The sequence below is a fragment of the Aliidiomarina soli genome (assembly GCF_003986975.1).
In the GTDB taxonomy this organism is placed as follows: Bacteria; Pseudomonadota; Gammaproteobacteria; order Enterobacterales; family Alteromonadaceae; genus Aliidiomarina; species Aliidiomarina soli.
Genome location: NZ_PIPO01000001.1, coordinates 162,122 through 174,460, shown reverse-complemented (window position 1 = coordinate 174,460; position 12,339 = coordinate 162,122). Strand labels below are relative to the sequence as shown.

General features: G+C 52.6%; 13 protein-coding genes. 7 read left to right on the top strand and 6 right to left on the bottom strand.

What is annotated here, in order from left to right:
• Positions 1 to 35: 35 nt before the first annotated feature.
• The 3 genes from prmC to hemA form a co-directional block, all read right to left on the bottom strand.
• Positions 36 to 896 (bottom strand): peptide chain release factor N(5)-glutamine methyltransferase, encoded by an 861-nt coding sequence (prmC, locus tag CWE14_RS00865; protein WP_126797649.1) that lies wholly within the window; start codon positions 894 to 896, stop codon positions 36 to 38.
• A gap of 11 nt (positions 897 to 907) precedes the next feature.
• Positions 908 to 1,993 carry a peptide chain release factor 1 gene (gene prfA, locus CWE14_RS00860; protein ID WP_126797648.1) on the bottom strand — a complete coding sequence of 362 codons (1,086 nt, stop codon included), beginning with the start codon at positions 1,991 to 1,993 and terminating at the stop codon, positions 908 to 910.
• A gap of 62 nt (positions 1,994 to 2,055) precedes the next feature.
• Positions 2,056 to 3,303 (bottom strand): glutamyl-tRNA reductase, encoded by a 1,248-nt coding sequence (hemA, locus tag CWE14_RS00855; protein ID WP_126797647.1) that lies wholly within the window; start codon positions 3,301 to 3,303, stop codon positions 2,056 to 2,058.
• A gap of 129 nt (positions 3,304 to 3,432) precedes the next feature.
• On the opposite strand from hemA, the gene lolB reads away from it, so the two are divergent.
• The 6 genes from lolB to CWE14_RS00825 all read left to right on the top strand — a co-directional run bounded on the left by lolB (position 3,433) and on the right by CWE14_RS00825 (position 8,053).
• A complete protein-coding gene (gene lolB, locus CWE14_RS00850) occupies positions 3,433 to 4,089 on the top strand; it encodes a lipoprotein insertase outer membrane protein LolB (RefSeq protein WP_126797646.1) in 657 nt (218 codons plus the stop codon).
• Between the two features lie 3 nt (positions 4,090 to 4,092).
• Positions 4,093 to 4,947: a 4-(cytidine 5'-diphospho)-2-C-methyl-D-erythritol kinase gene (gene ispE / locus CWE14_RS00845; RefSeq protein ID WP_126797645.1), complete on the top strand. Its 855-nt coding sequence runs from the start codon at positions 4,093 to 4,095 to the stop codon at positions 4,945 to 4,947.
• Between the two features lie 33 nt (positions 4,948 to 4,980).
• Positions 4,981 to 5,928 (top strand): ribose-phosphate pyrophosphokinase, encoded by a 948-nt coding sequence (locus CWE14_RS00840; RefSeq protein WP_126797644.1) that lies wholly within the window; start codon positions 4,981 to 4,983, stop codon positions 5,926 to 5,928.
• 132 nt (positions 5,929 to 6,060) lie between these two features.
• Positions 6,061 to 6,495 (top strand): MarR family winged helix-turn-helix transcriptional regulator, encoded by a 435-nt coding sequence (locus CWE14_RS00835; RefSeq protein WP_126797643.1) that lies wholly within the window; start codon positions 6,061 to 6,063, stop codon positions 6,493 to 6,495.
• Positions 6,434 to 7,276 carry an NADPH-dependent F420 reductase gene (locus CWE14_RS00830; RefSeq protein ID WP_338022815.1) on the top strand — a complete coding sequence of 281 codons (843 nt, stop codon included), beginning with the start codon at positions 6,434 to 6,436 and terminating at the stop codon, positions 7,274 to 7,276. The genes CWE14_RS00835 and CWE14_RS00830 overlap by 62 nt, the downstream gene beginning before the upstream one ends.
• Positions 7,277 to 7,306: 30 nt before the next feature.
• Complete coding sequence (locus CWE14_RS00825; protein WP_126797641.1) at positions 7,307 to 8,053, top strand: NADPH-dependent F420 reductase; 747 nt, start codon at positions 7,307 to 7,309, stop codon at positions 8,051 to 8,053.
• A 190-nt stretch (positions 8,054 to 8,243) separates the two neighbouring features.
• Here CWE14_RS00825 and CWE14_RS00820 read toward each other — a convergent pair whose 3' ends face one another.
• The 3 genes from CWE14_RS00820 to CWE14_RS00810 all read right to left on the bottom strand — a co-directional run bounded on the left by CWE14_RS00820 (position 8,244) and on the right by CWE14_RS00810 (position 11,014).
• Positions 8,244 to 9,446, bottom strand: a complete 1,203-nt coding sequence (locus tag CWE14_RS00820) for a methyltransferase (protein ID WP_126797640.1) — start codon at positions 9,444 to 9,446, stop codon at positions 8,244 to 8,246.
• A 31-nt stretch (positions 9,447 to 9,477) separates the two neighbouring features.
• Positions 9,478 to 9,894, bottom strand: a complete 417-nt coding sequence (locus tag CWE14_RS00815; protein WP_126797639.1) for a hypothetical protein — start codon at positions 9,892 to 9,894, stop codon at positions 9,478 to 9,480.
• 112 nt (positions 9,895 to 10,006) lie between these two features.
• Positions 10,007 to 11,014, bottom strand: a complete 1,008-nt coding sequence (locus CWE14_RS00810) for an alpha/beta hydrolase (RefSeq protein WP_126797638.1) — start codon at positions 11,012 to 11,014, stop codon at positions 10,007 to 10,009.
• 128 nt (positions 11,015 to 11,142) lie between these two features.
• Here CWE14_RS00810 and CWE14_RS00805 point away from each other — a divergent pair, with 128 nt between their 5' ends.
• Positions 11,143 to 12,192 carry an NAD(P)-dependent alcohol dehydrogenase gene (locus tag CWE14_RS00805; protein WP_420837093.1) on the top strand — a complete coding sequence of 350 codons (1,050 nt, stop codon included), beginning with the start codon at positions 11,143 to 11,145 and terminating at the stop codon, positions 12,190 to 12,192.
• Positions 12,193 to 12,339 lie beyond the last annotated feature (147 nt).

Here is a 12,339-nt window from a genome sequence, read left to right as displayed (position 1 = left end):
TGTGCTTTCCCCTAGTGACAGCGCCAATAGAGGCGCTAGTCGTTAATCCATTGGGCGAAGGTTACTCTGTCCAAGTTAGCATAATCCGTCACTGTGTTAACCTTTTCATAACCTTTTTCGGAAAAAAACGCACGAACTTTAGGGCCTTGTGCAAAGCCATGTTCTAACATAACCCAGGCACCCGGGTTTAAGTACGCTGGCGCCTGTTCAATAATAAAGCGTAAGTCCGCATACCCCTGGTCGTCTGCAACCAAGGCTGAGCGCGGTTCAAAACGAACATCACCCAGCTGCAGATGAGCATCATCCGGGTCAATATAAGGCGGGTTACTAATGATTAAATCAAAACGCTGAGCAGCTTTCAGCGCTGCAAACCAGTCGCTCTGCAACAGTGTTAGCCGGTCCGTTAAGCCATTGCGATCGCGGTTGGTGGTTGCCAACTGCACAGCCTCCGCAGATTTATCCAGCGCGGTTAACTGCCAGCGCGGTCTTTCGTTAGCGAGCGCCAGCGCAATGGCGCCAGTACCGGTCCCCAGCTCCAGCACCTTGGCATCGTCTTTTAACGCCAGAAGTAATGCCCGTTCAACCAGGATCTCACTGTCCGGCCGCGGAATTAAGGTGCTGTCATTAACCGCCAGGGTCAGATCCCAGAAGTCCCGATGTCCGACCAAATGTGCCACCGGATAGCCGTCACGCCGTTTTTCGATTAAAGTCCGGTAGTCCTGCCATTGCTGATCCTCAAGTACTTGCTCTGGATGCATATACAGATACTGGCGATCACAGCCAAGTACATGCTGCAATAACAATTGAGCGTCAAGCAGTGCTGAGTCACTGCCACCCAATGCCACCTGAGTTTTTCCGTAGTTTATCGCCCGACTAATCACGTAGTAACTTTTCATCCCTAGTCAACTTAGCCTTCAGCTAACGCCGCCAGCAAGTCAGCCTGGTGCTCCTGCACGATCGCATCCAGAATCAGGTCGAGAGACCCGGCCAGGACTTCATCTAAACGATACAGAGTTAAATTAATGCGGTGATCGCTGACCCGCCCCTGCGGATAATTGTACGTTCGAATACGTTCTGAGCGGTCGCCACTGGCAACCAGGCTACGCCGGGTCGATTGTTCAGCCTCGCGGCGTCTTTCTTCCTCAGCCGCCTGCAGGCGCGCCTTCAGCACCGACATCGCTTTCGCTTTGTTCTTATGCTGCGAGCGTTCATCCTGACACTCCACTACCACTCCGGATGGCAAGTGAGTAATTCGAACCGCAGAGTCGGTCCGGTTAACGTGCTGTCCACCGGCACCGGACGCGCGATAGGTATCGATCCGCAAGTCGGCCGGATTAATTTCGATCGCCTCGGCTTCGGGGATTTCCGGTAACACCGCAACAGTACAGGCTGAGGTATGTACCCGCCCCTGTGACTCGGTTTCTGGCACTCGCTGGACCCGGTGTCCGCCGGACTCAAACTTCATTTTGCCGTAAGCACCGTCACCCACCACGTGCGCGATCATCTCCTTAAATCCGCCGTGTTCACCCTCATTGACACTGACTACACTAACGCGCCAGCCGTGTTTCTCCGCGTAACGACTATACATCCGGTATAAATCACCGGCAAAAATCGCCGCTTCATCACCGCCGGCGCCAGCACGAATTTCAAGGTAGCAAGGGTTATCGTCATTTGGGTCTTTGGGTAGCAATAGAATTTCTAATTCAGCTGACAGTGCTTCGCGACGTGCTTTCGCGTCTGCCAGTTCTTCCGTCGCCATCTCTCGCATCTCAGGATCATCATCCTGCTGCATGGCAATAGCGGCCGCTTCATCGTCGACCGCCTGCTGATATTTTTGAAAACACTGCACCGTTTCTTCAAGCTGCGCGTATTCTTTTGACAAGCCACGAAACTTGTCCTGATCCGAGATAATCTGGGCATCCCCCAGTAAAACCTGGACTTCTTCATACCGTTCAACCAGACCTTCCAGTTTACGGATAATTGACTCTTTCATGCTGATTCCTGTGCTGAGATCGGAGGTTTGCCAGGCACTACCATTTTGCGGCCTGCCACCTGCTAATTTTTAATTAATTTTTGGTACGCTGCCAACGCCGTGACATCCCCCTGGCGTCCAGCTTCCTGGATCGCGCGGGTCGGCGTATGCATTAAGGTGTTGGTCAACCGCGTGCTGAGTTCCTGCAATACATCTTCAGGCCGTTTGCCGGATGCCAGTGAACTCATCGCACGCTGCAATACCTGTTCCGCAACAGCCTCATTGCTTTGTCGGTAACGACGCAATAAATCAACGCTGTTCAGACTGCGTAGCCAGGCGCTGAATGCAGCAGCCTGTTGGGTGATCATCTCCCGTGCGGTGGCCGCTTCGGTTTCCCGTTGTTTTCGATTTGCACTGACAATACTCTGTAAATCATCAACCGTGTACAGGAAAACATCATCCAGCTCGCCGACCTGCTCTTCGATGTCCCGAGGTACTGCCAGATCAATCAATAGCATAGGTCGGTGACGGCGTTTTTTCACTGCACTTTCGACCAGGCCCTTGCCGACAATTGGCAATGGGCTGGCGGTCGAAGAAATCACGATATCAGCCTGTGGCAACAATGAATGCAGATCGCTGAGCGAATGGGCTTCGCCACCCACAGTGGCCGCCAGTGCTTCACCTCGTGAGCGCGTGCGATTCGCGATCAGCATCTTAGCCACCCCTTGTTCGCTCAGGTGGCGCGCCGCCAGTTCAGCGGTTTCACCCGCACCAACCAGCAACACCGTAGCTTTACTCAGGCTGGAAAAAATATGTTTCGCCAGATTAACCGCAGCAAAGGCGACCGACACCGCATTTTGTCCCACCTCAGTGTTGGTACGAACATCTTTCGCGACCGAAAAGGTTGACTGGAACAGGCGTTCAAAGATAGTACCTACGGTGCCCGCTTCTTTCGCCTGCTGGTAGGCTTGCTTGACCTGGCCAAGGATCTGCGGCTCACCCAGAACCAACGAATCCAGACCGGCCGCAACCGCCATCAGATGGTTTACCGCCTGCTCATCGGCGTGCTGGTAGAGATATTGATTGAGTTCGCTCACCGGGACCTGATGAAACGCAGCCAGCCATTCAATAACAGGCGTCAGATCATCCTGCTCCAGATGGCAGTACAGCTCTGTACGATTGCAGGTCGACACAATCACGCTCTCAGACACGTGACCAAGCTGTGTTAACGACTGCAATGCAACTTCCAGTTGGTCCGCAGCAAAGGCTACTTTTTCGCGGACTTCAACGGTTGCTGTTTTATGGTTTACACCGAGTGCTAAGATGGTCATAGAAGAGGCGGTTACCGACGCTCGATTAATTAAAAAAATTAAGGCTGTATTGTATTGCAAAGCACAGGCTATTGAAAGCAAGGTCGCTTTCGTGGTCAACTTTACCGGCATCTACCAGCAAGGACACTCATGCGCTCATTAGCAATCCTTATTCTACTCGTAACTATCAGCGGTTGTGCCAGTGCCCCGCCTTCAGTTGATAAAAGCAACATTGATGCAGCAACCATTGCTGCCCATCAACGTCAGCTCAGTCATATCGAAGGCTGGGAATTCCAGTCGCGGATGGCATTTATTAATCATCTTGAAGATGACAGACAAAGTGCCAGCATGCGCTGGCAACACCAGGCTGACAGTCGCGCTATTCGTATTTCACACCCGTTACGCGGCACCCTGGCGCGGGTCGAAGAGTCCTCCGGAGAAGCTCGCCTGACCGATAACCAGGGCAACGAGTTCGTTGCGGCGGACATTGAATCACTGCTTGCCATTCATCTCAATGTTGTTTTACCGATTGAGTTAATAGAGGATGCTCTGCTGGGCCGCATTCCGGATGCCCGGATCATTAATCCGCGCTATTATGAAGACGGCACGCTGGCTCAGTACGAGGCGGACATAACCGATACCTATGCAACCACCAGTTGGGAAATTGAATTACGCCGTTATCAGTCTGCCAGCAATGCTCCCTATCAATTGCCACACCAACTGGAAATGCGCTCCGCGGATTATGAAATTCGCCTCAGTATTTCGCGTTGGACCGTTCAGTCACCATCCGTTTCGGAGATGCAGTAACCCATGGATTCCTCCACCGAGTTGACGTTACCCGCGCCAGCTAAATTAAATCTGTTCTTACACATTGTCGGCCGTCGTAACGATGGCTATCACGAATTGGAAACCTTATTTCAGTTCCTCTCAATTAGCGATGAACTGCACTTTACCCTCACCAACGACGGCACTATTAGTCTGACCAGCGGGCTCACAGAAGTCACCACCGACGACAACCTGGTCTACCGTGCCGCGCTTTTACTTTTGCCACATCGCCAGGATACCTCGCTTGGTGTGCAGATTACGCTGGACAAAAAGATTCCGATGGGTGGAGGCCTCGGCGGCGGTTCATCCGATGCAGCCACGACCTTGCTCGCCTTGAACAGGCTCTGGCAACTAAACCTGACGCCCCAGCAACTCGCCGATATCGGCCTTCAACTGGGCGCCGACGTGCCGGTGTTTTTATTTGGCCGCGCAGCACTGGCGCAGGGTATAGGTGAAAACCTCTACCCTGCACAGCCAAAAGAAAGCTGGTACCTGGTAATCAACCCTGGGGTTCATGTGAGCACCGCAGACATATTTCAACACCCTGATTTACCGCGTGATAGTAGCAGAATCAAACGTCAGGCGCGGCATTGGCTAATGTATCGCAACGACTGTCAGCAACTGGTAAGTACACTTTACCCGCCGGTTGCCAAAGCACTGCAGTGGTTGTTAGAATACGCGCCGACCCGAATGACTGGTACCGGAGCCTGTGTATTTGGTTGTTTTGAAAACCAAGCGGCTGCACAAAAGGCTCTGGCTGAACTTCCCGCCGAGTTCAGTGGTTTTGTTGCGCAAGGGTTGAACACCTCCCCTGCGTGGCAGGCTTTGCATACTGGTTAAACTTAACCCACTACAATTTGGTCGAGGTAATGCGTGCCTGACATGAAGCTTTTTGCTGGTAATGCCACACCAGAGTTAGCCCGAAAGATCGCCGACAGACTCTATATTAAACTAGGGGAGGCGGACGTAGGCCGCTTCAGCGACGGTGAAATAAGTGTTCAAATCAACGAAAATGTTCGTGGTGCTGACGTTTTCATTGTCCAGTCCACCTGCAACCCTACCAACGATAATTTAATGGAACTGATTGTCATGGTCGACGCACTTCGTCGTGCTTCTGCCGGACGTATCACCGCCGTTATGCCTTACTTTGGCTATGCGCGTCAGGACCGTCGTGTGCGTTCTGCACGGGTTCCTATCACCGCAAAAGTAGTTGCTGACTTTCTCTCCAGTGTAGGTGTTGACCGGGTACTGACCGTCGACTTGCATGCTGAGCAGATTCAGGGTTTCTTTGATGTTCCAGTCGACAATGTGTTTGGTAGCCCTGTCTTACTCGAACATATGAAACAACAGCAGTTTGATAATCCAGTCATGGTGTCACCGGATATCGGTGGCGTAGTGCGCGCCCGTGCGATGGCTAAACTGATGAATGATGCCGATCTGGCGATCATTGATAAGCGTCGTCCAAAAGCAAACGAATCGCAGGTCATGCACATTATTGGTGATGTCGCGGGTCGTGACTGCATCATGGTCGACGACATGATTGATACCGGCGGCACGCTTTGCAAAGCAGCCGAAGCACTGAAAAAACATGGTGCTAAACGGGTTTTTGCCTATGCAACCCACCCGGTATTCTCCGGCAACGCGGTTGAAAACCTAAGCAACTGCGATATCGATGAAGTGGTGGTGACTGACTCTATTCCGTTGGACCCACGCATGGTGGAGACCGGGATCGTGACTCAGCTTACCCTCAGTGGAATGCTCTCAGAAGCATTGCGCCGGGTGAGCAATGAAGAGTCCATTTCTGCGATGTTCGAATACTAGCGCGGAACTGGCAAGGCTCTATCGACGAAGCAGCTCAACTGAGCTGCTTTTTTTTGTATCCGGAAAAAATTTGACATGAGTCCTTCTCTCTCTCAATATATGTAGCACACTACATTATAGCGAGCTACGTAAATGACAAAAATACCACGGAGTGTTGCCTCGGAGCTCTCCTTTGCCCTTCACGCTGCCGCGAACCGAATGGTCCGATTGCACAAACCCTTTCTTGAACCACTGGGTCTGACTTTCTCGCAGTATTTGGTCACACTAGAGCTGCTGAATGGTGCACCACTATCGGTTGGTGAGCTATGTACCCGCCTGGATATGGAAACAGGCACCCTGACGCCGCTGCTCAAACGACTACAAGCTGCTGGTGTGCTCACCCGCACGCGTGACCCTTCGGATGAACGTCGGGTTTTAATCGATCTTTCCATGCATAGCAGAGGCATGGAAGAGGAACTTCGCGGTATACCCGACAAAATTAGAGTGGCCTGCCAGCTAACCGCAGATGAACTCGAAACGCTGCGTCTTACGCTTGATGGCCTCGGCCGTCCGTTGGCTGACTCTTAAGACATACGATCAAATCACACTGAAAGGAGCACATATGAAAATTGGTATCATCGGCATTGGTAGTATCGGCGGCACACTTGCTCGCAAACTCAGCGAGTCAGGGCATGAAGTTCGCGTTGCCAACTCAAAAGGAGCAGAGGCTGTGCGTCCCTTCGCCGACGAAATTGGCGCCATTCCGGCGAATGCCCATGGGGCCGTCAGGGGTGCAGAACTCGTGATCCTCTCAATCCCGCTTTCTGCCGTGGCGGAACTCCCCAAGGACCTGTTCGATGAGTTGGATAAGAACGCCCCGATCATCGATACGGGCAATTACTATCCTGACCTCCGGGACCCCAACATTTCCGAGCTCGACGACGGAAAAGTCGAAAGCGTCTGGGTCTCCGAGCAGATCGGCCACCCCATCATCAAAGCCTTTAACAACATTCTTGCCCATTCACTCGCCGAACTTGGCCGTCCGTCTGGATCGCCCGATCGTATCGCTGTGGCCGTGGCCGGGGATGACGCCCAATCCAAGCAGATGGTCATGGACATCGTAAACGAGATCGGCTTCGACCCGGTCGACGGAGGTTTGCTGTCGGAATCCTGGCGTCAGCAGCCCGGCACCCCTAGCTACTGCTGTGATTATGACGCGGAGATGATGCGCAAAGCTTTGAATGAAGCGGTTCCCGGCAAGGCACCCAGTGTCCTCCAAGAAGTATTCAAGCGCTTCGGACAGCTTGGCTCCACGCCGAGTCATGCCGACATCATCAACATGAATCGTTCGGTACATTCCGATGACTGAGTCGAGACAACCAACGTTGAGGATTACATTATGAAAATTGGAATTTTGGGCAGTGGATTTATTGGCGGAACTCTGGCTCGCCGTTTCAGCGCTTGCGGCCATACCGTCAAGGTAGCGAACTCACGTGGGCCGGAAACAATCGACCCGGACGTGCTATCCACGGGTGCTCATGCAGTTACGAAGGAAGAAGCCTTAACCGATATTGACGTGCTGATCCTCTCGATTCCTTTCATCCGGATTCCGGATCTCGCGCCGGTGCTGGCCGAGCTTCCCGCTGAGACGGTGGTGATAGATACGTCAAATTACATTCCTATGCGCGATGACAGGATTGAGGCGATCGAAAAAGGTAAGCCTGATAGCGTCTGGGTGACCGAAAAACTAGGCCGTCCTATCGCAAAGGCGTGGAATTCGATTTATTCCGCAACACTCAAAGAGATGAACCGGCCTGCAGACCACCCGGAACGTGTCGCCGCTCCCGTTGCGGCGGATCGTGAACGTGACCGGGACGTGGCAATGGCACTGGTCGAAGAGTCGGGCTTTGATGCCTATGATGCCGGGACGATAGCGGACTCATGGCGCCAGCAATGCGGTGCCCCCTGCTACTGCACCGAAGTCACGCTTTCAGAGCTGCCGGAGGCATTGTCAAATGCAGACCTGGAGCGTTCACGCAGGCGGCAGGACCTCGCCTTCGCGGTGTACGAGGAACGGTTTGGCACCTCCGGTATAAATCCAGGTCGGGACTTTATCGTTCAACTATCTCGCTTACTCAACTTGTAACTAGACTTACATCTTGTTCGCATATCCGCAGATGAGGCAGGGACAATGCCAATGGGGAAGTGCTGCATGAGTATGTGAAAAAGGAATCCTTCAATCACCCCCTGCACCTTGGTGGATCATGATCTGAAGATGGTATCAGGTTGGTGGGGTGAGAGTGCTCCATCAATCATTTAATCGGTATATCTTTCTTTCAGGATTTGCGTGCCTGAATTAAAAAATTACGCGGCGATACACGGTAGTCACAGAACTCTGTCACCTTAACCTGATAGCCCTGCTCTTCTAAAAATGCCGCACGATCGAGTATCAGGTACTTTTCTAACGGGCGTCGGAATACATGCCGCACTAGTTCAAGACGCTGAATCCCAAGTTGCCGCTGACGGGCATCCGTGTACAAGGGGTCAATTGTCGCCTGCTGCGGCCATTGCCAACCGTGCTGCTGGCAAGCCCACTGCAGAAAATCGACAATCTCCCCGCTAAACCATTTCTTATTAACCGAAGGTAATGAGCGGTACTCAGGATCACCCAAATAACGCTCCCGGGCGAGCTGATAGATTAATCGCCACAGGGTTTCCCTGTGTCGCAGCCGACGAACTCGTTCGCCTGCTGTCACCTGCCCCTGCACTGCCAGTTTTAGCTCGCTTTTCGATAATCCAAGGTCGTTTTTTTGACCCGTTGCAGACAAAGGCTGGTAAACATCCGCCGCCGTTAAATGATAACAACAGGGAGCAATATGCAAGCTCTCAAGCCCGCTCGAGCTGCCAGCCTCCAGTAACCGCCGATGCAGATCACCGCATGCATGCAGTGCGAGCGCATGGTCAACGCGATTAACAACGTCATCCACCGATTCAGTCAAGACATCGAGCTGAGTAAAGTGCTGCTGACAATCATGCTGCAATGCCAGTGCCTGTCCTGCTGCACATAATGACGCTTGCCATTCCACACTCTGCACCGCGACACCCTGACTATAATTCAGCAACCGGCCAAGATGACCTTTGCCGGCACACCACTCCAATGCCGTGCCGGAAAGCGGCGGCACAGCAGCCAGAAACGCCTGGATTTGTGACAGCTTACGACCACCAATGCCATTGGTTAACCAGAATGGGAACCCGCTTTGCTGGTCCGAACTGGGTTGAGTGATGGGAGGCAACGCGAAGATCTCAGCAAAAAAGTCAGCAAAGAATGCCTGCTGGGCGACTGCTGACTCATCTATCTGGTCGATTTGGGCAGCATCCAGGGCATTAAGACGGGATAATAGTGCCTCATGCTGCCAGGGCGCACCCTCACCGCTTGTCTGCACAAAGGGCTCGAAGCGCCAGTAGGACTGATACGCTACAAGAAGCTGTGCATAGATGGCCAGACGATCTGCATAGGGTGACAAACAGACTGAAGACATAGACGCCCCACAACAAACCAGCGCAGTGAAATTACAATGACCGTCCAGGGCGACATACGGCCGGAACTGAAGAAAGTGCTCGTTGTTTCAGTCCTTCGGCTATCACAACCCCGACGATAAGGGCCATATAACCTGCATCGAACGCCGAATGAACGTTAAAACTCAGCCACAGGCCAAGGACAAAAACCGGCCCCGCCACGATCAGCACGCTCCATGCCCGATTTTGGCGCATCCAGGTACTGCTGGCAAATACCACAAGTTGTGCAAAAGTAGCCAACACCACGCCAATTGCATACGCAGTAAGGACCATCGGACCACTAATGTCCCGCTCTCCGGTCAGTAGCGACATTACGGTATACAGCAATATAAATACCACAGGCGCCAAATAAAATGCTGACCACTTACGACCATGCAGCAGCACACTATCCACCGTTAACACTTGTTTCACCACCCTTCACCTTCCTCTGCGTAATCATTGTTCGGCAATCCATGCCATGCCATGTTAAATCGATGTAACAAGTGTACGCAGTTCACGTGACTGATTCAATGTATTCAGCGCGTTAGTCGATGACAGCTGGATTAACCCGCAGGTTGCGCCCCAACAGAATTCGGTCCAAAAATGCATAAATACGCTCTTTCACCTCGGTCCTTTTTGCTTCATTGTCGTCGCCGATCACGGTCAGCAAATAATGTTCCTGCTCGGCATCATCCAGCCGACCGTGCAGTAATGGGCCTTGCTGATGAGGAACCATAGTGTCCTCCATCCGGTATACACTTAGCACCGGAGGGGTTGTCTCACGCACATAATGAACTGGAGAAGCGGCGCTGGCTATATCCACATTCTCGCGTAATAGCCCTCCTACCAAACCCGCTTCCGGCGCAGTCGCACTGGCCCGGTCAATCTCGCTGGACTGGCTTAGCAGCGCATTGATATCCGTCACGCCCCCCTCGTTCACCACCGCTAAAACATCGCTACGGATATGAGTATAGGCACCGAGATTGCCGGCCATGTCCTGCGCCTGGTTGGTCACTCCAGCCATTAAGGCCAAGTGCCCTCCCGCACCGTCTCCCCACAATGCAAGACGTTGCGGGTCTATACCATAGTCGTCAGCACGGGCCCGCACCCATCGGATAGCCGCCTTCACGTCATGCAGCTGGGCCGGCCAAATCGACTCGTCAGTCAATCGGTAACCGACCGCTATAACCGCATAATCACCACGGTGGAGCAGCGCCATCATCGCTTGTTGCGCCTCACTTTTGTTGCCTGAACGCCAGTCGCCGCTATGTAAATAGATCACCGCTGGCATAGGGACGTAATTCGGCTCGTCCGGAACCAGTATATCTAAGCGTTGCCGCGGATTGTTGGTCCCAGCATATGCAATATCAAGGTAAAACCGGATCGGTTCCTGCAGCAACTGCGCTTCCGGACCTGGCTCTGTTATCTCAACCGGCTCCTCAGCCTCCTCAATAACTTCGGGGGCGGGTTCTTCGGGGGCCGGCCGCTGAGCACATCCGCTCAGGCCTATCAGTAAAAAAACAAGCAGCAACAAGCTATTAAAAGCACGCATTCTTCATCTCCGGCGATCTGTATGTTCGATAAAATATAGCAGTGAACGCCTGACGCAGGCATCCATTCAGGCTATCCTTGACCAATCATTTACAACCACTGACCTTGGTCAAGGAAGGAATAACTATGTTGAAATCTGTTGGCTACGCCGCACAAACCAGTGATAAACCTCTCCAGCACTTCAGTTTTGAGCGCCGGGAACCGGGCGAGCAAGATGTGCAGATTGATATCTTATACTGCGGTGTTTGCCATTCTGATCTCCATCTGGCCCGCAACGAATGGGGCGGCAGCGTCTTCCCTATGGTACCGGGTCATGAAATTGTCGGTAAAGTAGCCAAAGTCGGCAGCAAGGTAACCAAGTTTAAGGTCGGCGATACCGTTGGCGTCGGGTGCATGGTCGACTCCTGCAAGCACTGCGAGAACTGCGACGACGGCTATGAGCAATATTGTGATAATGGCTTTATTGCCACCTATAACAGTGAAGAGAAGCAAACTGGCGGAATGACCTATGGCGGCTATTCCAATAATATCGTAGTGACCGAGGACTTCGTCCTCCGGGTTGACGACAGTCTCGATTTAGCGGGCGTTGCCCCCTTGCTGTGTGCAGGTATCACAACCTACTCCCCGTTGCGCCACTGGGGCGTCAAAGCCGGGCATAAAGTGGCAGTCGTGGGTTTGGGCGGCCTCGGCCATATGGGGGTCAAACTGGCGAAAGCGATGGGCGCTGAAGTCACCATGATCACGACTTCCCCTTCTAAAGTTAGTGATGCCAAGCGCTTGGGTGCAGACCACGTCATTATTTCTAAAAACGAAGATGAAATGAAAGCTGCACGCAATCGCTTTGATTTTATTCTGAACACGGTCGCGGTGCCCCACAATCTCGACGACTATAGCAACCTGTTACGTCGTGACGGCAACATGACCCTGGTCGGCTTGCCTGCCGAACCTCACCCATCCCCTTCCGTCGGGGTATTGATTGGCAAACGTCGCAGCATCGCCGGTTCCTTGATTGGAGGCATTGCCGAAACCCAGGAAATGCTCGACTTCTGTGCCGAACATGGGATCACAGCAGATATCGAAATGATTGACATCAGCACCATCAATGACGCCTACGAACGTATGCTGAAAAGCGACGTAAAGTACCGCTTTGTGATTGATATGGAAACACTTTCTGCATAAAAATGGAGCGGGGATCTTTACACAAGCTTTGGTCTGAGGCTTTGCGTTTTAGATCCCTGTTACTATACTCAAAGTGAATTCTGAGGCTGCACTACCGAGCCTCGCTAGGTTAAAATTTATTTACGTTGCAAGTACTTAGCACTCTCC